The sequence below is a fragment of the Kitasatospora sp. NPDC041917 genome, from assembly GCF_055589745.1.
In genome coordinates, this window is sequence record NZ_JBVJBI010000024.1 from 94,580 (window position 1) to 115,226 (window position 20,647).

The 20,647-nt window shown below is 73.4% G+C and carries 17 protein-coding genes and 1 tRNA gene; 9 read left to right on the plus strand and 9 right to left on the minus strand.

Translation table 11 applies throughout. From position 1 onward, the window contains the following. Positions 1-24: 24 nt before the first annotated feature. The 4 genes from ACZ6EM_RS26530 to ACZ6EM_RS26545 form a co-directional block, all read right to left on the minus strand. Positions 25-468: an acyl-CoA thioesterase gene (locus ACZ6EM_RS26530; protein WP_359910602.1), complete on the minus strand. Its 444-nt coding sequence runs from the start codon at positions 466-468 to the stop codon at positions 25-27. A 142-nt stretch (positions 469-610) separates the two neighbouring features. Then, positions 611-2,275: an energy-dependent translational throttle protein EttA gene (gene ettA, locus ACZ6EM_RS26535; protein ID WP_359910599.1), complete on the minus strand. Its 1,665-nt coding sequence runs from the start codon at positions 2,273-2,275 to the stop codon at positions 611-613. Between the two features lie 272 nt (positions 2,276-2,547). Then, the gene (locus tag ACZ6EM_RS26540; RefSeq protein ID WP_401054820.1) at positions 2,548-3,984 is read right to left on the minus strand and encodes a Cys-Gln thioester bond-forming surface protein; all 1,437 of its coding nucleotides are present in this window, start codon (positions 3,982-3,984) and stop codon (positions 2,548-2,550) included. Positions 3,985-4,341: 357 nt separating this feature from the next. Further along, the gene (locus ACZ6EM_RS26545; RefSeq protein WP_401054821.1) at positions 4,342-4,962 is read right to left on the minus strand and encodes a single-stranded DNA-binding protein; all 621 of its coding nucleotides are present in this window, start codon (positions 4,960-4,962) and stop codon (positions 4,342-4,344) included. Between the two features lie 657 nt (positions 4,963-5,619). Between ACZ6EM_RS26545 and ACZ6EM_RS26550 the strand changes: the two genes are divergently transcribed. Then, positions 5,620-5,695 (plus strand) — tRNA-Arg (locus tag ACZ6EM_RS26550). A 302-nt stretch (positions 5,696-5,997) separates the two neighbouring features. Here ACZ6EM_RS26550 and ACZ6EM_RS26555 read toward each other — a convergent pair. Next, complete coding sequence (locus ACZ6EM_RS26555; RefSeq protein ID WP_380550313.1) at positions 5,998-6,603, minus strand: TetR/AcrR family transcriptional regulator; 606 nt, start codon at positions 6,601-6,603, stop codon at positions 5,998-6,000. A gap of 75 nt (positions 6,604-6,678) precedes the next feature. On the opposite strand from ACZ6EM_RS26555, the gene ACZ6EM_RS26560 reads away from it, so the two are divergent. Next, positions 6,679-7,233: a GNAT family N-acetyltransferase gene (locus ACZ6EM_RS26560; RefSeq protein ID WP_380550310.1), complete on the plus strand. Its 555-nt coding sequence runs from the start codon at positions 6,679-6,681 to the stop codon at positions 7,231-7,233. A gap of 132 nt (positions 7,234-7,365) precedes the next feature. Here the strand turns inward: ACZ6EM_RS26560 and ACZ6EM_RS26565 are convergent, their stop codons facing one another. Further along, a complete protein-coding gene (locus ACZ6EM_RS26565; RefSeq protein WP_465773391.1) occupies positions 7,366-8,958 on the minus strand; it encodes an MFS transporter in 1,593 nt (530 codons plus the stop codon). A gap of 187 nt (positions 8,959-9,145) precedes the next feature. Here ACZ6EM_RS26565 and ACZ6EM_RS26570 point away from each other — a divergent pair, with 187 nt between their 5' ends. The 3 genes from ACZ6EM_RS26570 to ACZ6EM_RS26580 all read left to right on the plus strand — a co-directional run bounded on the left by ACZ6EM_RS26570 (position 9,146) and on the right by ACZ6EM_RS26580 (position 11,358). Beyond that, the gene (locus tag ACZ6EM_RS26570) at positions 9,146-9,835 is read left to right on the plus strand and encodes a TetR family transcriptional regulator (RefSeq protein ID WP_465773392.1); all 690 of its coding nucleotides are present in this window, start codon (positions 9,146-9,148) and stop codon (positions 9,833-9,835) included. Between the two features lie 35 nt (positions 9,836-9,870). Next, positions 9,871-10,680, plus strand: coding sequence for an enoyl-CoA hydratase/isomerase family protein (locus tag ACZ6EM_RS26575; RefSeq protein ID WP_452180198.1), 810 nt, complete (start codon positions 9,871-9,873; stop codon positions 10,678-10,680). A gap of 72 nt (positions 10,681-10,752) precedes the next feature. Beyond that, complete coding sequence (locus ACZ6EM_RS26580) at positions 10,753-11,358, plus strand: hypothetical protein (RefSeq protein WP_465773393.1); 606 nt, start codon at positions 10,753-10,755, stop codon at positions 11,356-11,358. A 1-nt stretch (position 11,359) separates the two neighbouring features. Here ACZ6EM_RS26580 and ACZ6EM_RS26585 read toward each other — a convergent pair whose 3' ends face one another. Then, positions 11,360-12,586: an acyl-CoA dehydrogenase family protein gene (locus ACZ6EM_RS26585; RefSeq protein WP_387685403.1), complete on the minus strand. Its 1,227-nt coding sequence runs from the start codon at positions 12,584-12,586 to the stop codon at positions 11,360-11,362. Between the two features lie 134 nt (positions 12,587-12,720). On the opposite strand from ACZ6EM_RS26585, the gene ACZ6EM_RS26590 reads away from it, so the two are divergent. Both ACZ6EM_RS26590 and ACZ6EM_RS26595 read left to right on the plus strand, forming a co-directional pair. Beyond that, positions 12,721-13,344, plus strand: a complete 624-nt coding sequence (locus ACZ6EM_RS26590; protein WP_387685401.1) for a TetR/AcrR family transcriptional regulator — start codon at positions 12,721-12,723, stop codon at positions 13,342-13,344. Positions 13,345-13,509: 165 nt separating this feature from the next. Continuing rightward, the gene (locus ACZ6EM_RS26595; RefSeq protein ID WP_465773394.1) at positions 13,510-14,967 is read left to right on the plus strand and encodes a cellulase family glycosylhydrolase; all 1,458 of its coding nucleotides are present in this window, start codon (positions 13,510-13,512) and stop codon (positions 14,965-14,967) included. Positions 14,968-15,048: 81 nt separating this feature from the next. Here ACZ6EM_RS26595 and ACZ6EM_RS26600 read toward each other — a convergent pair whose 3' ends face one another. Continuing rightward, entirely contained in the window at positions 15,049-17,073 is a 2,025-nt protein-coding gene (locus ACZ6EM_RS26600; protein WP_465773395.1) for a M3 family metallopeptidase, read from the minus strand. Between the two features lie 241 nt (positions 17,074-17,314). Here ACZ6EM_RS26600 and ACZ6EM_RS26605 point away from each other — a divergent pair, with 241 nt between their 5' ends. Next, on the plus strand, positions 17,315-19,027 hold the full coding sequence (locus ACZ6EM_RS26605) for a bifunctional 3'-5' exonuclease/DNA polymerase (RefSeq protein ID WP_401055342.1): 1,713 nt from the start codon (positions 17,315-17,317) through the stop codon (positions 19,025-19,027). A gap of 75 nt (positions 19,028-19,102) precedes the next feature. On the opposite strand, the gene dhaM is transcribed toward ACZ6EM_RS26605, so the two are convergent. Next, positions 19,103-19,495 (minus strand): dihydroxyacetone kinase phosphoryl donor subunit DhaM, encoded by a 393-nt coding sequence (gene dhaM / locus ACZ6EM_RS26610; protein WP_359910558.1) that lies wholly within the window; start codon positions 19,493-19,495, stop codon positions 19,103-19,105. Positions 19,496-19,652: 157 nt separating this feature from the next. Between dhaM and dhaK the strand changes: the two genes are divergently transcribed. Continuing rightward, positions 19,653-20,645, plus strand: coding sequence for a dihydroxyacetone kinase subunit DhaK (gene dhaK / locus ACZ6EM_RS26615; RefSeq protein WP_359910555.1), 993 nt, complete (start codon positions 19,653-19,655; stop codon positions 20,643-20,645). Positions 20,646-20,647 lie beyond the last annotated feature (2 nt).

Sequence of the window (20,647 nt, forward strand, 5' to 3'; positions counted from 1 at the left end):
TTCAGCTCGAATCGTCAGATGGGGTCAGACGGTGGCGACGGCCGGCTCTACGTCCATGAAGCGGCCGAGGAACTCCCGCTCCACCGGCGAGATCCGGCGCGGCCGGCCCTCGGCCAGGTCGTAGGGGACGACCACGGTGGACGCCCGGACGTACACGATGTCGCTGCCGTCCTCGGCGACGTCCTTGATCTCGTACGAGACCGTCAGCGAGGCGCCGCCGATCTTCGTCACCCAGGTCTCGATGGTGACCGGCTCGGGCCGGTGCACCAGCGGACGCTTGTAGTCGATCTCGTGGCGGGCCACCACCGAGCCGCCCGCGAACTCCCCGGCGCCGGCCGCGGCGGCCTGGGTGAACATGAAGTCGATCCGGGCCTCCTCCAGGTAGCGCAGGAAGACCACGTTGTTGACGTGCCCGAAGGCGTCCATGTCGGACCAGCGCAGCGGGCAGGCGTAGATGTGGCGAGCCACGGCAGTTCTCCTCGGTGTCCGGTCGCCCGCCGCCGTCCACCGCCGGTGGCGTGGGACGCGACGCGGCGGACGGTGGCGACGGGCCGCGGCCCGGCAGGCCGCCCCGGAGGGCAGTCTGCCGGGCCGTTGTGACGGCTGGGTGTCAGCCTCGGGTCAGCTTCTTGTACGTGGCCCGGTGCGGACGGGCGGCGTCGGCGCCGAGCCGCTCGATCTTGTTCTTCTCGTACGACTCGAAGTTGCCCTCGAACCAGAACCACTTGCTGTCGCCCTCGTAGGCGAGGATGTGGGTGGCCACTCGGTCCAGGAACCAGCGGTCGTGGGAGATGACCACGGCGCAGCCGGGGAACTCCAGCAGGGCGTTCTCCAGCGAGGAGAGCGTCTCGACGTCCAGGTCGTTGGTGGGCTCGTCGAGCAGCAGCAGGTTGCCGCCCTGCTTGAGGGTGAGCGCCAGGTTCAGGCGGTTGCGCTCACCACCGGAGAGCACGCCGGCCGGCTTCTGCTGGTCCGGGCCCTTGAAGCCGAAGGCCGACACGTAGGCGCGGGACGGCATCTCGACCTGGCCGACGTTGATCCAGTCCAGACCGTCGGAGACGACCTCCCAGAGGGTCTTCTTCGGGTCGATGTTGGAGCGGGTCTGGTCGACGTAGCTGATCTTGACGGTCTCGCCGACCTTGACCGTGCCGCTGTCCGGGGTCTCCAGGTCCTGGAGCATCTTGAACAGGGTGGTCTTGCCGGCGCCGTTCGGGCCGATGATGCCGACGATGCCGTTGCGCGGCAGGGTGAAGCTCAGGTCGTCGATCAGGATCTTCTCACCGAAGGCCTTGTTGAGGTTCTCGACCTCGATGACGACGCTGCCCAGACGCGGGCCCGGCGGGATCTGGATCTCCTCGAAGTCCAGCTTCCGCATCTTGTCCGCCTCGGCCGCCATCTCCTCGTAGCGGGCCAGACGGGCCTTGGACTTCGCCTGACGGCCCTTGGCGTTGGAGCGGACCCACTCCAGCTCCTCCTTGAGGCGCTTGGCGCGCTTGGCGTCCTTCTGCCCCTCGACCTTGAGGCGCGACTGCTTGCTCTCCAGGTAGGTGGAGTAGTTGCCCTCGTAGCCGATCGCGCGGCCGCGGTCGAGCTCCAGGATCCAGCCGGCCACGTTGTCCAGGAAGTACCGGTCGTGGGTGACGGCGACGACGGTGCCGGCGTACTTGGCCAGGTGCTGCTCCAGCCAGTTCACCGACTCGGCGTCCAGGTGGTTGGTGGGCTCGTCGAGCAGCAGCAGGTCGGGGGCCTCCAGCAGCAGCTTGCAGAGCGCCACGCGGCGCTTCTCGCCACCGGAGAGCTTGGTGACCTGCCAGTCGCCGGGCGGGCAGCCCAGCGCGTCCATGGCCTGCTCCAGCTGGGCCTCGAGGTCCCAGGCGTTGGCGTGGTCCAGGTCCTCCTGGAGCTTGCCCATCTCGTCCAGCAGCGCGTCCGAGTAGTCGGTCGCCATCAGCTCGGCGATCTCGTTGAAGCGGTTGAGCTTCCCCTTGATCTCCTTGACGCCGTCCTCGACGTTCTCCAGGACGGTCTTGGACTCGTCCAGCGGCGGCTCCTGGAGCAGCATGCCGACGGTGAAGCCCGGCGAGAGGAAGGCGTCGCCGTTGGAGGGGTGCTCCAGGCCGGCCATCATCTTCAGCACGGTGGACTTACCGGCGCCGTTGGGGCCCACGACGCCGATCTTCGCTCCGGGGAGGAAGCTGAGCGTCACGTCGTCAAGGATGACCTTGTCTCCGTGAGCCTTGCGCACCTTGCGCATCGTGTAGATGTATTCCGCCACGTGAGATCGCTCCGGCGTCGTCGGGAGTAATTCGGCTTGCAGCCTTCCATTGTGCCGCACCCGACCCGGAGCCCGAACCGCCCAGGTGACCCCACGGGGGTATCCGGAGCCGCTCCCCGCCCGCCCGGGCCCCGCCACCAGCGCCCCTTCCGCCCCGCCCCGCGAACGCGACGGCCCGGCTCCCCGCACGGGTGCGGGGAGCCGGGCCGGTTGCCGCTCTCAGGGTCTCGGGAGGTCAGCGCCTCCCGGCCCGCTCGGGCGGTTCAGTCGGTTCAGGCGGTGGTGCGACCGTGACGGCCGCGGCGGCGCAGGACGAAGACGGCGGCGCCACCGGCCACGACCAGGCCACCGGCGACGGCGGCGAGGATCGGGGTGGAGTCATTGGCACCGGTCTGGGCCAGGCCACCGGTGCCGGGGGCGGCGCTGGTGGTCGCCGGGGTCGGCTGGCCGGCACCGGTGCTCGGGGTGCCCGACGGGGTCACGGACGGGCCGCCGGACGGGGTGCCGGTCGCGGCCGGGGTGGTCGGGGCCGGGGTCGGGGTCACGCCGGTCTTGCAGTCCAGGACGCCGGTGAACTGCTTGGAGTAGCCGTTCGGGCCGGTCACGGTGAAGTCGTAGCTCGCCTTCTCCTCGACCTTGACGAGCACGCTCTCGGTCTTGCCCGGCTGGACGGCGACCTGCTGCTTGCCGACCGTGACGGTGGCCGCCTCGTCACCGGTGTTGGTGACGGACACCCGCACACCGTTGCTGGCGCACTCCTCCTTGGCGGAGCTGTCGATCAGCGCGCCCTTGCCCTGCTTCCAGGTGGCCTTGGCGCCGGCCGCGACGTTCACCTTGGTGGAGCCGGCCAGGATCATGGTCTGGCTGTGGCGGCCGCGGTTGTCCACCTTGCTCATGAAGACCCGGCCGCTGAGCACGGTGGCCTCGGCGGTGGCGTTGATGGCGGCCTTGCCGTCCGGGGTGCCGGCCGGCACGTCCAGGTACAGCGGGGTGTCCTTGTTGATCGGGCCCGCCAGGGCGCCACCGACCGGCTTGTTGTCCTTGTCCAGCAGCTTGACCTTGTCCGCGGCGTCGCCGGTGACGGTCAGCTTGACCTCGTTCGCGCTGGAGTTCAGCAGGAACGGGCCGAGCTTGCCGCCCGACTTGCCGGAGACCGAGTCCGGGGCGAGGGTCAGCGAGGGCTTCGGCTCGGCCGCGACACCCTTGTTGGCGTCGCCGACGAGGTAGTCGCGGAGCTTCTTGGCCTTGTCGTTGCGCGGGACGGCGTTCTTGTTGTCCGAGAACTTCCAGATCGCGGCCTGGGTGCCGGCGGCGGCGTCCGCCTCGCTCAGACCGTCGACGTGGATGGCCGTGGCCAGGGAGGCCAGGCTGGCCTGCGGGTACGAGTTGTCCAGGATCCAGCGGATCTTGGGGGCGTTCGCGTTGCTGTTGAGCGAGCTCGCGGCCCAGTCCGCCTCGTGGTACTTGGCGTTGCTGTCCAGGTAGACCGGGTTGTCGAAGTCGATGCAGTACGTCCGGAGCTTCTCGCCCGCGTCCGTCTTGAGGGTGAACAGGCCGCCGTCGACGGTCCCCTTGCCCTCGACGTCGATCTTCTCGCCGAGCATCTCGTTCTGGACCTCGGCGGTCACGCCCGAGGTCGGTGCGCCGGCCGCGGCCGCCGCACCGGCCGCGAACAGGCCTCCGCCCAGCGCCAAGCTGGTCGTGAGCATGACAGTGGTTATCCGGGACAGACTCAGCCCCTGCCTCTGGAACATCTGGGATCCCTCCGGGCCGGGCCGCACCGAGTGGGCAGTCCCCGCCGACTTGCCGATCCGCGCGTGCCCCCTGTGGCACTGCTGCGGGTATGAACCAGACGAATCCTATTGAGCCCCGGAGGCCCCGAAACCCCCATGCGAAATCAGGACGATTCCGTATCTGGATCGTTATCAATCCCCTCAGGTCCCACACAAGCTGACGGCCCGGCAGAAACTCACGGACGGTTTTCTGTTATGCGGTCGGATTGCGCGTGCGGGCGCAACGACGTTCTCGATCAACATATTTGTCGACAGGGAAGGTCACCCGACCGGTCAGGTCGGCACATCCGCGGCGCCACCTCCCCGTGCCCTCCCGTCCACCTCCCCCGGTTCCCCCGCGACCGGCCTCCCGCCGGGCGGCAGCGCCCGCACAGCGGGTGCCGCCACCGCCGCCGGGGTCGCCGGGGAGCCCGCCCCGGACCGCGACGAGGAGCCCCTGCGCGCCTCCACCGCGCTGACGATCCACTCCGGCACCACCTCGTCACCCGTCTCCGCCCCGGCCGGCCCGGGGCCGCCCGGCGGCTGCCCGCGCACCCCCGCCGCCCACCGGAACGCCGTGGTACCACGGGTGAGGTCGTGTCCGACCGATCGCGCGTCGATCTCGGCCCGGCTGCGCCTCACCTCCCCGTCCGCCCACTCCCGCACCCGCAGCCGGCCGCTCACCAGCACCGGATCCCCCTTGGCCAGCGAGCCGATCAGATTGACCGCCAGCGCCCGCCGGGCCGTCACCGTCACCCACTGCGTCTCGCCGTCCACCCAGCACTCGCGCTGCCGGTCGTACCGCCGCTCGGTGCAGGCGAGCCGGAAGTTGGCCATCGGCACCCCGCCGCCGGTTTCGCCGTAGCTCACCTCCGTCGCCACATTGCCGACCACCGTCACATGCGTCTCGTTCACGGCACACCCTCCGTTCCCGCCGATGCACCGTACGGAATCGACCGGTGCGCCTTGAGCGTGCACTTCGGGGGAAATCCCGGCCACCGAGTTCCGAAATCCTGTGGATAACTCGGGCCTGTGGAAACTTTTGTCACTCGCGGGGGTGAATTTCAGCCTCCCGCAGCCTCTGCATGGCCCGAATCTTCGCGGCCATGACAACAAACCCGCTGCTCGCCGCCCCGCCGGCACGCCCCGGAAGCCACCGGGGAACAGGCTCCGGAACGCACCCGGACGGCCGTCCGCGCACGTCATCCGACCGGCGCAACGGCGATAAAGACCCCCCACCCGCCCCGTCGGCGGCACATTCTCCGTGCCGAATCCATAACGGGTGAGGAGGCAGCCCCGTAACGACTGCACAACGTCCGGCGCGGAACACTCCCAGACCGCTGCACTCACGGCCTTCACCTGCGATTATCGGACCGCTCCACCGAACCGACACACCAACGGCGGTGTCGTCACACCCGGCCGGGGAAGCGGTCACCCTTATCCTGTCCCCGACAGGGCGAGGGCCCACCACCCCCACCCCCACCCTCAGGTACGGGGCCGGACAGCGCGCGCCCCGGCGCCCGCCAGCCCGATCCCGGCCACGGTCGCGCCCGCCAGGGCGCCGCCCGTCCCGCCCCCATAGCTCAGCGGATAGAGCACCCGCCTTCTAAGCGGTAGGTCGCAGGTTCGAATCCTGCTGGGGGCACCATCCGGCAATTCCGCAGGCCACCGCTCCGGCGGACACCATCCGTGTCCGTTCCGGACCACCCGGTCATCCCGTACACCAACCGTTCCGCGCACCCTTCGCGCAGAACTCGTGACGATGTGTATCGCGGCCGCCGTGAAACAGGACCGAAAACGGGGTCAATCGGAACAACCGGAATTCCCGGTGAATCCCCCGCCCCGCACGCGTCGGAGCACGCGCCGTCCCCGACGGCCGAGCCGACCGGACCCGACCCGATCCGACCGGACCGGACCGGACCGGACCGGCGCACTCCGGCTCGGACCCGCCTAGCCCGCCAGCCCGGCCAGATAGGCGTCCAGCAGCTCCGCCTGCCGCTCCGCGGGGAACTCCTCCGGAGCGAACAGCGCCTGCACCACCAGACCCAGCACGAAGGCCTGCGCCCCCGCGGCGAGCGCCGCCGGGTCGGCCTGCGCCGGGAGCTCCCCCAGTCGCTGGGCGTCCGCGACGTGCGCCGTGAGCGCGGTGCGCGAGCGCGCGTAGCGGCCCGCATGCGCGGCCGCCAGCTCCGGGTCGGCCAGGGCGTGGTCCCAGGAGCCGACCCAGATCCGGTTGTCGGCCGCGGCCTCGCCGTCCAGCGGCAGCACGTCCAAGAGCGAGGCCCGCACCCGGGCCAGCCCGGCCGGCGGCTGGCCGTCGGCCGGGGCGGTGCGCCGGGGCCGGGCCAGCGAGCGCCGGTCCAGCTCCTCCAGCGCATGGCTGAGCAGCGCCCGCTTGTTCGGGAAGTAGTGCGTCAGCATCCCGGTGGAGGCACCCAGTTCGGCGGCCACCGCGCGCAGGGTCAGCCCCTCGAAGCCCCGGGTGGAGAGCACCCGCCACACCCCCTCGGAAACATCCGAGCGTCGGGCGTCATGGTCTCCACGGGCCGGTGTCATGGGGGCTATCGTACATACCAAACGTTTGTTATGAATGGTTCCGCCAACCTCAGCACCACCCGTGAAAGGCCGCCCGTGTTTGCCGTACCGCTCACCGAGAACGCCGAACTGCGCCCGCTGGAGCCCTGGCAGGCCCCCGAGTTCCTGACCCACCTCGACCGCGCCCGCGCCCACACCGACCCGTGGATCCCCTGGGCGACCTTCTCGGTCGACCTGGACTCCGCCCGCGCCACCCTCCAGCGCTACTCCGACGGCCTGAACGCCGACCAGAAGCGGATCTACGGCATCTGGCTGGACGGCACGCTGGTCGGCGGCGTGATGTTCGTGAGCTTCGACGCCCGGTCCGGCGTCTGCGAGATCGGCGCCTGGACGGAACCGGCCGGCGAGGGCCACGGGCTGATCACCGCCGCCGTCAAGCTGCTGCTCGACTACGCCTTCGCCACCCGCGGAATGCACCGCGCCGAGTGGTGGTGCTCCTCCGTCAACGCCCGCAGCCGGGCCGTCGCCGAGCGGGTCGGCATGACCCGCGACGGCGTGCTGCGCGAGTGGTACCCGTACAACGGGGTCCGCTACGACAAGGAGATCTGGGCCATCCTGGCCTCCGAGTGGACGGCCGCCGCCCAGGGCTGAGCCGCCCGCGAAAGCGGCGGGGCCCGGTGGACACCTCCGTGCCACCGGGCCCCGCCGCTCCGACACCGTCCAGCTCGAACCCCCTCGCTCGAACCCCCTCGCTCGAACACCGCCCCGCTCGAACTCCCTCGCTCAGGCCGCCCGGGCCCCGACCGCCGGGCGCTCCGCCGCCACCCCGGCCGGCGGCTCGGCGGCCCCGCCCTCGCCGGCACCCGGGACCGCACCCGCATCCGCATCCAGGGCCGCGCCGCCGACCACCCGCAGCCGCCACACCAGCAGCACCACCAGCACCAGCACCCCGCCGGCCGACAGGAAGACCACGTCCACGGCGTCGGTGAAGCTGCGCACCGCGTGCTCGCGCGCGGTCCCGGTGAGCGTCCGGACGGCGCCCAGCGGCCGGCCCTGCTCGCCGTCCGCGAAGACCCTGGTCAGCACGGTGCCGAACACCGCCGCCCCCAGCGCGTTGCCGAGGTTCTGGAAGAACCGGATGCCGGTGGTCGCCACGCCCAGCTGGTGCACCGGCGCGGCCTGCTGCACCACCACGATCAGCTGGCCGATCAGCTGACCCAACCCGCAGCCCAGCAGGGCGAGTTCGGCCATCACCGCGGGCAGCGCGGTGGTCGGCCCGCTCAGGCCGAGCAGCAGCAGGGCGAGCGCCGCGCAGCCCGCGCCGGCCAGCAGGAAGGTCCCCAGCGAGTGGCCCCGGGCGAGCAGCCGGCCGACGGCCAGGCCGGAGACCGTCATCCCGGCCGCCATCGGGATCAGGTACAGGCTGGCGGTGGTCGGGGCGACGCCCCGGGCGAGCTGGAGGTAGAGCATCACCTGGACGATCGCGCCGATCATGCCCATCCCGACCAGGCCCTGGATCGCGAAGCCCAGCCGCACCACCGGGATCCGGAACAGCGACAGCGGGAGCACCGGCGCGGCGGCGACGGCCTGGCGCCATAGGAAGAGGCCGAACGCGGCGACCGTGCCGAAGGCCAGCCCGAGGATCACCGGGGACGTCCAGGCGTAGTCCTTGCCGCCCCACTCGGTGACCAGCAGCAGCCCGACCGCGAACGCCGCGGCCAGGGCGGAGCCGAGGAAGTCCAGGCCGCCGCGGCCGGTCGCCCTCGGCAGCCTGATCACCAGGGCGACACCGACCAGCACCACCAGGCAGAGCGGCAGGTTGACGTAGAAGATCCAGCGCCAGCTGACGTGGTCGGCGAGCAGCCCCCCGACCAGCGGGCCGACCGACATGCCCAGTCCCGCGACGATCCCGCCCATGGCGCTGCCCTTGGCGTTGGCGCGCCCGCCCGGCTCCTTGAACTGGGCGATGACGACCATGGTGACGCTCATCAGCCCGCCGCCGCCGATGCCCTGGACGGCCCGGAAGGCGATCAGCTGGCCCATCGACTGCGCCGCTCCGCACAGCGCCGAACCGAGCGTGAAGGTGGCGACCGCCCCGAGGAGCACGCGCTTGGCGCCGTAGGAGTCGCACAGCTTGCCGTAGAGCGGCAGCAGCGCGGTGGCGGCGAGGGCGAACGCGCTGATCAGCCAGGGCAGCCGGTCGACGCCGTGGACCGGGTCGAGGTCGCGGACGATCGGCACGGTGGCCGCCGAGACGATGTTCATGTCGAGCACGGCCAGCACGATCGTGACCAGGCAGAGCAGCATGCCCGCCCTGCGTCGGCCGGGTGTCATCGGCGCGGTGGCGTCGGGCGGTGCGGGTACGGCGGTGGCCATGGTCAAGTCCCCCCAGGGTCGGTCGAGTTCGCGTCGGGGCCGGGGTGGCCGGCGGCGCGTCCTCACCATGGCAGCATTTTTGTACCCGGTCAATTCTTCATCCCGACCAATCTTTCAGCCCAGCCAATCTTTCTACCTGACCAATCTTTCGGACCGGTCAACATTTGAGCCTGGTACAGTCCCCAGCATGGCGATGCGACCCGCACAGGACCCCGGCTCCGACGTCGACCTGGACGCGCTCCCGCTGCGCGAGCGCAAGAAGCTCCAGACCGGCATGCGGATCTTCCGCACGGCCATCGCGCTCTTCACCGAGCGCGGCTTCGACCAGGTCTCGGTCGCGGAGATCGCCGCCGCCGCCGAGGTGTCCAAGATGACCGTCTTCAACTACTTCCCCACCAAGGAAGAGCTGGTCATGCGCCCGATGGAGCAGCACCTCGACGAGCCCGCCCGGGCGGTGCGCGACCGCGCCCCGGGCAGCTCCGCGGCGACGGCGCTGCGCGAGCAGTTCCTCGCCGCGCTGGAACGCTTCGACCCGGCCTCCGGACTGAACGACGACCGGATCGTGCTCGACGTGGTCCGGCTGATCCACCGCACCCCGGCACTGACCGCCCGGGCCACCCACGGCTTCGACCTGCTGGCGCACGCCGCGCTCTCCGCCGAACTGATCGCCCAGGACCCGGCCCACGACGAGCTCACCGCCCGGGTCGCCACCGCCCAGGCGCTGGCCGTCCGGGTCGCGCTGATCGCCGCCAACCACCGGCGGATGCTCGCCGGTGAGCGGGCCGCCGACGCCCTGCCCACCGCGCTGGAGGAGGCCGGCCGCGCCTTCGCCCTGCTCGAACACGGCCTCGGCGACTACTGCACCCGCGCCGCCTGAGAGAGTTGGCGCACCACGACCGACCGGAGGTGCGCATGGACCAGCCGCTGCTCACGCGGGACCGCTCCGCCCTGCCCGCGCAGGCCGAGGGCCTCAACGCGTACGTCGGCGAGGACGGCGTCGCCGTCCTGGAGTTCGCCCGCCCGCACCGCCGCAACGCGGTGACCCTGGCGATCTGGCAGGCGCTGCCCAAGGTGCTGGAGCAGCTGGCCGGCCACGAGGGCGTGCGCGTCCTGCTGCTCACCGGCGCCGGCAACACCTTCAGCGCGGGCGCGGACATCGCCGAACTCTCCGAGGTGTACGGCGATCCGGAGCGCGCGGAGGCCTACCACGCGACCAACGTCGCCGCCGAGGAGGCGCTGGCGGCCTTCCCGCACCCGACCCTCGCCGTGGTGCACGGTGCCTGCGTCGGCGGCGGCTGCCAGCTCGCCGTCGCCTGCGACCTGCGGTTCGTCGCCGAGGACGCCCGGCTCGGGATCACCCCGGCCAAGCTCGGCGTGGTCTACTCGGCGGTGCCGACCGTACGGCTGTCCCGGCTGATCGGCCCGGCCCGGGCCAAGTACCTGCTGTTCTCCGGCGAGTTGGTGGCCGGCCGGGACGCCCTGCCGCTGGGCCTCGCCGAACGCGTCCTGCCGGACGCCGAACTGGACGCCGCCGCACTGGACTTCGCCCGGGTGCTGACCCTCCGCTCGACCCAGACCATCGGCGCGGCCAAGGCCGTCCTGGACGCCCCGCCCGAGCGGGCGGACGAGGTCCTGGCCCCCTGGCTGCTCCGCTCCCGGGAGGGCTCGGACATCCGCGAGGGCCTGACGGCCTTCCTGGAGGGCCGTCCCGCCCGGTTCTGAGCCGGGCCCGCCACCAACCCGCCACCGGACCGCCCCTTCACGCCCCTTCACGCCCCCGGAGCACCCACCCCGATGACGACCGAGGCCGCGCCCGCCGCCCCCACCAGCCGGACGATCTGGGCCCGCCGGATCACCGACGGCCTGGAGCCGAAGAACGTGATCATCGCGCTGCTCCCGGTGCTGGGCGGCCTCCGCTACGGCCTGCCGGGCATCGGCTGGGCGCTGTTCGCCATCCTGTTCGCCGCCGTCGTCCCGACCCTGATCATCCGGCACGGCATGCGCAAGGGCACCGTGGCGGACCGCCACGTCGGCCACCGGCAGCGCCGGCTGACCGTCTTCCCGCTCATCATGGGCTCGGTGCTGCTCAGCTTCGCGGTGATGATCGGACTGGACGCCCCGGCCGACCTGACCGCGCTGGTCCTGGCGATGTTCGCCTCGCTGGTCCCGATCCTGGTGATCACCGCCTGGTGGAAGGTCTCCGTCCACACCGCCGTGGCCAGCGGCGCGGTGGTCTGCCTCGCCATCGCACTGGGCCCGCTCTGGCTGCTGCTCGCCCCGCTGGTTCCGGCGATCGGCTGGTCCCGGGTGGTGCTGCGGGACCACACCGCCGCGCAGACGGTCGTCGGCGCGGTGGTGGGCGCGCTCACCGCCGGGCTCACCTTCTGGCTGGCCCGCTGAGTCAGCGGATCGGCACCCCCGAGATCGCCCGGGCGATCACCAGCCGCTGGATCTCGCTGGTCCCCTCGAAGATCGAGTAGATCGCGCTGTCCCGGTGCATCCGCTCCACCGGGTACTCCCGGGTGAAGCCGTTGCCGCCGAGGATCTGCATCGCCTGCGCGGTCACGTACTTGGCGGTCTCACCGGCGTACAGCTTGGACATCGAGCCCTCGGCCGCCGTGAAGGGCTGGTTGTTGGCCGCCATCCAGGAGGCGCGCCACACCAGCAGCCGGGCCGCGTCGATCCGGGTCCTCATGTCGGCGAGCTGGAAGGCCACGCCCTGGTTGTCGATGATCGGCCGGCCGAACTGCTCGCGCGTCCTCGCGTAGTCCAGCGCCACCTCGTACGCGGCCCGGGCGATGCCGATCGCCTGCGCGCCGACGGCCGGACGGGAGGCCTCGAAGGTGGCCATCGCCGCGTTGCCCCTGCCCCCCGGGCGCTTGACGCCCTCGCGGGCCCGGGCCAGGCGCTCGTCCAGCTTCTCCTTGCCGCCGAGCAGGCAGCTGCCGGGCACCCGGACGCCGTCCAGCACGACCTCGGCGGTGTGCGAGGCGCGGATGCCGTGCTTCTTGAACTTCTGGCCCTGGCTCAGTCCGGGGGTGCCGGGCGGGACGACGAAGGAGGCCTGGCCCTTCGCGCCGAGCGCCGGGTCGACGGTGGCGACCACCACGTGGACGGCGGCTATCCCGCCGTTGGTGGCCCAGGTCTTGGTGCCGTTCAGCACCCACTCGTCCGCGGCCTCGTCGTACACCGCCCGGGTGCGCAGCGCCGACACGTCGGAGCCGGCGTCCGGCTCGGAGGAGCAGAAGGCCGCCACCTTGACGTCCTCGGGCGTGCCGAACATCTGCGGGGTCCAGGTGCCGATCTGCTCGTCGGTGCCGTTGGCCAGCACCGCGACGGCGGCCAGGGTGGTGCCGACGATGGACAGCCCGATGCCGGCGTCGCCCCAGAACAGTTCCTCCATGGCGATCGGGATGCCGACGCCGGAGGGGTCGAAGTACTGCTGGGCGTAGAAGTCCAGCGAGTAGATGCCCAGCTTGGCGGCCTCCTGGATGACCGGCCAGGGGGTCTCCTCGCGCTCGTCCCACTCGGCCGCGGCCGGGCGCATCACGTCGGCGGCGAAGCCGTGCAGCCAGTCGCGTACGGCGAGCTGGTCCGCGCCCGGGTCCAGCGAGAACGTGCTGCTCATGGTGCGTGCCTCCGAAGACGTGTGCGGCCGACCGGGGTGTTACCTCGGGTAACATCGTGGGAGTCTGCTACTGATTGGTAACCGGTGTCAACGCCCAGGCAGACCCCGCCGAACCCGATCCCGAGGAGCAGCGCATGTCCCGAGAGCCCCGCCGCGAGCAGCTGCTCAACGCCGCCGACCGGGTCATCCAGCGCGAGGGGCCGGGCGCCAGCATGAACGCCATCGCCGCCGAGGCCGGGATCACCAAACCGATCCTCTACCGCCACTTCGGCGACCGGAACGGCCTGATCAGAGCCCTGACCGAACGTCACACCGGCGGGCTGCTGGCCGCCGTCCGGGCCGCCCTCGCCGAACCGCTGGAACGCCGCGACCGGGTCGAACACGTCCTGGACACCTACCTCGCCGGCATCGAGGCCCGCCCCCAGGTCTACCGGCTGCTCACCCACCCCGAGCCCGGCGACCCCAGCAGCGCGGGCAACGCGCTCGCCCCCGCGCTCAAGCAGATCGCCGAGGAGATCACCAGGGCCGTGCGGAGCCAGGTCGACCTCGGCGCCGACCGCGACCTGCTCGCCGAGGCCTGGGGCCGCGGCATCACCGGCATGGTGCTGGCCGCCGGGGACTGGTGGCTGGAGACCAGGCCCTGCTCCCGCACCCGGATGGTGCAGGCGCTGGCCGACCTGCTCTGGGGCCGGCTCGCCGCCGCCGCGGACCTGCCGACCGCCGTCCCGCCGACCGCGCCCGAGCCGACCGCCGACTGAGGCCCGCGTCGCCCGACAGCGTCCGCCGACCGGAGCGCCCCTCCCCGAGCCGACCGCCGAACGCCGACCGCCGAGGGAACCGTCCGGCGCCCGAACTCTTGTGCCGCGCACGACAGTCCGGGCATCATCGGGCCCCACCCCCACCCCTGCCGTGCGAGGTCCCCGATGCGCCTGCGCCGCACCGCCGTCGCCCTGCTGCTCGCCGCCACCGCCGTCCTCACCGCCGTCCCGGCCTCGGCCCACGGCGGGCAGCCGGGCCGTTCCCCCGCCCCGGACCGCTTCCCCACCGGCACGGTCACCGCCGCCGACGGCCGCACCTCCCTCACCGACGCCCAGGGCCGCCGCCTGCGGCTGCGCGGCTTCAACCTCGACAAGTACGCCGAGGCCACCCCCGCCGACCTCGACTCCGTCGCCGCCCAGGGCTTCACCCTGGTGCGGCTGCCGGTCTCCTGGACGAGGCTGGAGCCCGGGCGCGGCCGCCTCGACCCCGCCGAACTGCACCGCGTGCAGCGGCTCCTCGACCGGGCCGACCGGCTGGGCCTGCTGGTCCTGATCGACTTCCACCAGGACGTCTACGGGCCGAAGTTCGGCGGCGGCACCAACGGCGTGCCCGTCTGGGCCACCCGGGACGACGACCTGCCGTTCACCCCCGACCCGGACGACTGGTTCGCCGGCTACTTCCAGCCCGCCGTCCAGGCCGCCTTCCGGCACCTCTACGACGACCCCGACCTGCGCGCCTGGCAGGCCGACTTCTACGCCCGGCTCGCCCGCGAACTGCGCGGCCACAGCTCACTGTTGGGCTACGACCTGTTCAACGAGCCGTTCGGCCCGGTGGACGGCGACCCGAGCGACCCGGCCGTGCTGGCCGCCGCCTCCGCCGCCCTGGAGCAGGGCCGGCTCGCCGACATGTACCGCCGCCTGATCACGGCCGTGCGCCGGGTCGACTCCCGCTCCTGGCTGTTCGTGGAGCCGACCGTGCTGGTCGGCCAGGGCGTGCCCACCCGGCTGCCCGGCTTCGCCGACCCGCGCCCCGGCGCACCCCGGCTCGGCTACGCGCCGCACTTCTACGACACCGCGGTCGAGGGCGGCGCCGACTGGGACCCGGCCGGCGGCTTCGTGGAGCAGTACACCGCCGCGATCACCGGCTACCCGGCCGCCCACCGCCTGCCCGTCCTGGTCGGCGAGTGGGGCCCGCCGAACTCCCGCACCCCGGGCAACGCCGAGCTGGTCCGCCGTCAGGTCGCCGCGATGGACGGCTTCGCCGAGGGCTGGACGATGTGGTACTGGTGCCGGGGCACCGGCGGCTACTGCGCGCTCGACCCGGCCGGACGCCCCGCCCCCGGCGACGAACCCGCCTTCGGCCCGTACCCGGTGGCCGTCGCGGGCACCGAGGTCCGGACGGCCGCCACCACCGTGGGCTGGCGCTCGGACGGCACCGGGCGCGGCAGCGAGATCCTGCTGCCCCCGGCCGCGTTCCCGCACGGGGCCGACGTCACCGTCGCCCCCGCCGGCGCCCGGGTCGAGGTCGAACAGCCGACCGGCGGGCGGGCGGGAACCGTACGCGTCCGGCTCCCGCACGCCCACCGGGGCACAACCGTGACGGTCACGCTCACCGCTCGATGAGCGGACCGAGCGGAACGAGCGGAACGAGCGGGCCGAACGGGCCGAACGGGCCGAACGGGCCGATCAGCACGCGCGGGACGGTCACGCCAGTCCCCGGCGGGCCAGCAGCGGCCCGGTCTCCGGCGCCCGGCCGACCACCGCGCGGAAGGACTCCAGCGGGTCCCGGCTGAACCCGCGCGCCAGCAGCTCCCGCCGGAACAGCTCGCCGCTCTCCCGCACCGGGCGCCCGTTGCCCTCGAACCATCGCACGGTGTCGGCGTCCAGCACCTCCGACCAGATGTACGCGTAGTACGCCGCGCTGTAGCCGCTGGAGAAGATGTGCTGGAAGTACGCCGTCCGGTAGCGCGGCGGGATCGCGTCCACCGCGATCCCGGCCGCCGCGAGCGCCCGCGCCTCGAACTCCTCGGCGTCCGCGATCTCCTCGCCCTGCGGCACGGTGTGCCAGGCCCAGTCCAGCAGCGTGGCCGCCAGGTACTCGACCGTCCGGAAGCCCTGCCCGAAGCCCTCGGCCGCCGTCATCCGCTCGACCAGCTCGGCCGGCAGCGGCTCCCCGGTCGCGTGGTGGCGGGCGTAGTTGGCCAGCACCTCGGGCCGGACCATCCACATCTCGTTGACCTGCGAGGGGAACTCGACGAAGTCCCGGGGCACCGCGGTGCCCGAGAACAGCGGGTAGCGCACGTCCGAGAACAGCCCGTGCAGCGCGTGCCCGAACTCGTGGAACAGCGTGCGCACCTCGTCCCAGTCCATCAGCACCGGCTCGCCGGGCGCCGGACGCGGGATGTTGAGGTTGTTCAGCACCACCGACCGCTGCCCGGTCAGCCCGGACTGGGAGACCAGCGCGTCCATCCAGGCACCGCCGCGCTTGGACGCCCGGGCGTGGAAGTCGCCGATGAACAGGCCCAGCGGGCTGCCGTCCTCCTCGAACACCTCGAAGACCCGGGCGTCCGGGTGGTGGGCCGTCAGGTCCGGCCGCTCGGTGAAGCTCACCCCGTACGCCAGGTTCGCGGCGAAGAAGACGCCGTCCCGCAGCACCCGCTCCAGCTCGAAGTACGGGCGCAGCACCGCCGCGTCCACCTGGTAGGAGCTCTGCCGGACCTTCTCCGAGTAGTACGCCCAGTCGTGCGCGGCGAGCTCCCCGATCCCGTCCGCGGCGGCCGCCCGGGCCAGCTCCCCGGCCTCCCGCCGGGCCATCGCCACGGCCGGGCCGACCAGCCGGGACAGCAGGCCGGAGACCGCCTCGACGGTGCCGGACGTCTCGTCCGCCACCACGTACGCGGCGTGGCTCGGGTACCCCAGCAGCGCGGCCCGCTCGGCGCGCAGCGTTGCCATCCGGATCGCCAGCGGGCCGTTGTCCTCGGCGCCCCGGCCGAGCGAGGCGGCCAGCAGCCGCTCGCGCACCGAGCGGTCGTCGAGCCGGGCCAGTTCGGCCTGGCCGGAGGTGCTCCGCAGGCTCAGCACGTAGCCGCCCGGGCGACCGAGCACCCGGGCGTTCTCCGCGGCCCCGGCGACGGCGCCCTCGGACAGTCCGGCCAGTTCCCCGGCGGAGTCCAGCACCAGCGCGGCGGAGCGGGTGGCGGCGTTCACGTTCTGCTGGAACGTCGTTCCGAGCGCCGCGAGTTCGGCGTTCAGCTCGCGCAGCCGGGCCTGCTCGGCCTCGCCCAGCCGGGCACCGGAGCGCACGAAGGCGGTGTACCGGCGCTCCAGCAGCCGCAGCGACTCCGGGTCCAGTCCGAGCCCGGCGCGGGCCTCGTGGAGCGCCTCGATCCGGGCGAACAGCGCGAGGTCCAGGTGGATGGCGTCGTGGTGGGCGGCGAGCAGCGGGCTGACCTTCGCCTCCACCTCGTCCAGCACGTCGGTGGTGTCCGAGGAGGACTGGTTGCGGAACACCGCGTCGACCCGGCGCAGCAGTTCCCCGGAGCGCTCCAGGGCCACCAGGGTGTTCTCGAAGGTCGGCAGGCTCCGGTCGGCGGTGATCGCCGCGATCTCGGCCAGCTGCTCGGCCATTCCCCGCTCGTACGCGGGCAGGTAGTGCTCCTCGCGGATCTCGGCGAACGGCGGGAGCTCGTAGACCAGCGGACTGGCCTGGAAGAACGGGTTCTCGGTCATTTCGCGAACCCTACGCCGTGTCACCCGCCCTGCCCACGCGGTTCACCACCCCTGCGGAACACCCGCCGGGGCCGTCCCGCCGGGCGCCGCCGTGCCCGCCTGCCACGCGTTGTCACACCCACCCGTTAACGTCGACGGCGCGGGCCCGTCGGTCGCGGGCCGCCGCGCGCCCGCCCGCGGGCCCGCACCCCCCGTACCCGTCCCCGCACGCCCGACCGCGCGCCGGAGAGGAGCAGCCCCCGTGGCGCCCAGGACCGCCCTCGCGCCCGACCCGCACGGCCCCGGCGGCCGGCTCCAGGCACTGGACGACGCGGGCGCCCCGCTCGGCCCGCCGGAGACCGTCCGCGACCTCGCCACCGCCGTCGCCGCCCGGGAGGCCGCCGACCACCCGCGCTGGGTCTGGGCCGCCACCGACTCCGGGTACGCCCCGCTGCTGCCGCAGCTGCCCGACCGGCTCGCCCGCGGCCACGACCTGCGGCTGGTCGAGGCGCTGCTGCTGGCGCACGAGGGCCGGTTCGGCGCGCCCCGGTCGCTCGGCGCCGCCTGGGCCCGGCTGCGCGGCCTGCCCGTCCCGGCGGACCTGCCCGAACCGGGCCTGTCCGACGCCGACGACGGCCAGGACACCCTGTTCGCCCCCGACCGGCTGCAACTGCCGCCCGGCGCCGACCCGTTGGCGGCCGTGGTCGCCGTCCACGCCGAACAGCAGCGCCGGATCGCCGCCCTCGCCGACCCGGGCGCCCGGCAGCGGTTCCGGCTGCTGGTCGCCGCCGAGTCGGCCGGCGCCCTGGTGGCCGCCGAGATGGCCCACGACGGCCTGCCCTGGCGGGCCGACGTCCACGACCACCTGCTCACCGAGCTGCTCGGCCCCCGCCCGACCGTCCCCGGCACCCAGCCCAGGATCCTCGCCGAGCTCGCCGTCGACCTCCAGCAGGCGCTCGGCGCCAAGCCCTTCAACCCCGACTCCCACACCCAGGTGCTGCGCGCCTTCGCCGAGGCGGGCATCCAGCTCGGCTCCACCCGCTCCTGGGAGCTCAAGGGCATCGACCACCCGGCCGCGCAGCTGCTGGTCCGCTACAAGGAGCTGTCCCGGATCCACGTCGCGCACGGCTGGGCCTGGCAGGACGCCTGGGCCCGCGGCGGCCGCTTCCGGCCCGAGTACGTGGTCGGCGGCGTGGTCTCCGGCCGCTGGGCCAGCCGCGGCGGCGGCGCCCTGCAGATCCCGCGGATCCTGCGCCGCGCCGTGGTCGCCGACCCGGGCTGGCTGCTGGTCGTCGCCGACGCGGCCCAGCTGGAGCCCCGGGTGCTCGCCGCGCTCTCCCAGGACGCCGGGCTGGCCCGCACCGCCGCCGGCGGCGACCTGTACGAGGCCCTCGCCGCCCACGCCTTCCAGGGCGACCGGGACAAGGCCAAGCTCGGCCTGCTCGGCGCCATGTACGGCCAGACCAGCGGCGACATCGGCCCGCTGCTCAACACCCTGCACCGGCGCTACCCGGCCGCGATGGGCTACGTCGAGGCCGCCGCCCGCACCGGCGAGGACGGCGGCGTGGTCGCCTCGCGGCTCGGCCGGGTCTGCCCGCCGGCCTCCGCCGACTTCCTCGACCTCACCGAGGGGGACGCCGCGGGCGAGGCCGGCGGCCGCACCGCCCGGGCCCGCGGCCGGTTCACCCGCAACTTCGTCATCCAGGCCAGCGCCGCCGACTGGGCGCTGGCCCTGCTCGCCGCGCTGCGCCGCCGGCTGAACGACCTGCCGGCGTCCGGCCCGGCGGACCGCCCGCACCTGGTGTTCTTCCAGCACGACGAGGTGGTCGTGCACACCCCGGCGAACCTCGCCGACGAGGTGGCCGCCGCCGTCGCCGAGGCGGCCGACGAGGCCCGCCGGCTGGTGTTCGGCGACACCCCGGTGCGCTTCCCGCTCAGCACGGCGGTGGTGGACTGCTACGCGGACGCCAAGTGAGCGGACGCCGGGCGCGCCCGCACCGTCCGGCCCGGCCCCGGGCGGCCCTGCGCCGGGCGGCCCTGCGCCGGGCGGTCAGAGCTTCCTGAACCCGCGCGCGTCCTCGGCCGCCGCGACCACCTCGGCCAGGTCCGCCCCGGTCGAGGCGGTGACGGCGGCGGCCACCGCGCCCTCCACGAACGGCGCGTCCGCCAGCCGCACGCCCGGGCGCGGCTCGTCCTCCAGCACCGTGACGGCGGTGAGCACCGAGCTGCCGAGGTCCGGCAGCACGACCACGCCCGCCCCGGCGTCGGCCCGCGCGATCGCCCCGGCGATCAGGTCGTAGCTGGTGCCGAGCCCGCCGTCCTCGGTGCCGCCCGCGACGACCACCCGCACGCCGTCCGGGGCGAGTTCGCCGAGCAGCTCGCGCAGCCCCTCCGCGAGCCGGGCGCTGTGCGAGACCAGAACAATGCCCACGTTCTCACTCATGCGGCCGACCCTACGGCCGGAACCGACTGCTCCGGGAGAGTGATCGGAATCCCGCGTGTCGCACCCCGTGCCCCCCATCCCCGTCTGGCGTAGCGTCGGGTCGACGGCATCGACCGCCGTGGCGTCCTCACCCCGGTCACCAAGGGAGCGAAGAGCGTTGAAGAAGCTGATCAACACCCCGGAGAGCGTCCTGGAGGACGCGCTGGCCGGAATCGCCGCCGCCCATCCGGAGCTGGCGGTGGACGTCCCCAACCGGGTGATCACCCGGGCCGCCCGCCCGGCCGGTCCCAAGGTCGCGCTGATCTCCGGCGGCGGCTCCGGCCACGAGCCGCTGCACGGCGGCTTCGTCGGCCCGGGCATGCTCGACGCCGCCTGCCCCGGCGAGGTGTTCACCTCGCCCGTCCCGGACCAGATGCTGGCCGCCGCCAAGGCCGTGGAGAACGGCGCCGGCGTGGTCTTCGTGGTGAAGAACTACACCGGCGACGTGATGAACTTCGAGCTCGCCGCCGAACTCGCCGCCGAGGAGGGCCTGGAGGTCCGCACCGTCCTGGTCAACGACGACGTCGCGGTCGAGGACTCCACCTGGACGGCCGGGCGCCGGGGCACCGGCGCGACCGTGCTGGTGGAGAAGACGGCCGGCGCGCTGGCCGAGCGCGGAGCCCCGCTGGACGAGGTCGCCGCCCTGGGCGAGCGGGTCAACGCCGCCTCCCGCTCCTTCGCGATCGCGCTCACCGCGGCCACCGTCCCGGCCGCCGGCAAGCCCGGCTTCGACCTGCCCGAGGACGAGATCGAGGTCGGCGTCGGCATCCACGGCGAGCCCGGCCGCCGGCGGGAGAAGCTCCGCCCGGCCCGCGAGCTGGCCGCCGAGGTGGTCGAGACCGTCCTGGCCGACCACCACCTGACCCCGGGCGACGAGGTGATCGCCCTGCTCAACGGCCTCGGCGCGACCCCGCTGCTGGAGCTGTACGTGGTCTACGGCGAGGTCGCCGCCAGGCTCGCCGAGCGCGGCATCACGGTGGCCCGCAGCCTGGTCGGCAACTACGTCACCAGCCTCGACATGGCGGGCTTCTCGCTCACCCTCACCAAGGCCGACGCCCAGCTGCTGGAACTCTGGGACGCCCCGGTCGACACCCCCGCCCTGAAGCGCTGAGC